Raw genomic sequence first — 309 nt, 5'->3', positions numbered from 1 at the left:
AGCGGCGGGTGCGCCAGGCGTTGAAATCACAGAAGATGCGAACGACGACGGCCTGATCAGCGCGGCAGAGCTGGATGGTCAAGTGAACGTGACCATCTCTCTCACCGACACAGGTGCGGTTGAAGGCGATACCTTGACGGTGAACGGCGAGACCATCACGTTAACAGCAGCTCACATCACAGCAGACGAAGTGTTGACGGCGGTAGATGCGCCAGCAGAAGGCGCGACGTTAACAGTCGAAGCGACCATTACCGATGCAGCGGGTAACGAGTCAGAGAAAGGTTCTGACAGTGCGAAACTGGATACCAC

At 57.0% G+C, this 309-nt stretch carries 1 protein-coding gene; it reads left to right on the top strand.

Annotated features, from left to right (window positions below; genetic code table 11):
• Positions 1-309 (top strand): hypothetical protein (locus OCT63_RS21480; RefSeq protein ID WP_269984601.1); only part of this gene is annotated, 309 nt, incomplete at both ends.

The sequence above is a fragment of the Vibrio sp. RW genome, assembly GCF_027587105.1.
In the GTDB taxonomy this organism is placed as follows: domain Bacteria; phylum Pseudomonadota; class Gammaproteobacteria; order Enterobacterales; family Vibrionaceae; genus Vibrio; species Vibrio toranzoniae.
The sequence above is the reverse complement of the archived record's forward strand: the minus strand, read 5'-3'. Positions and strand labels throughout refer to the sequence as shown.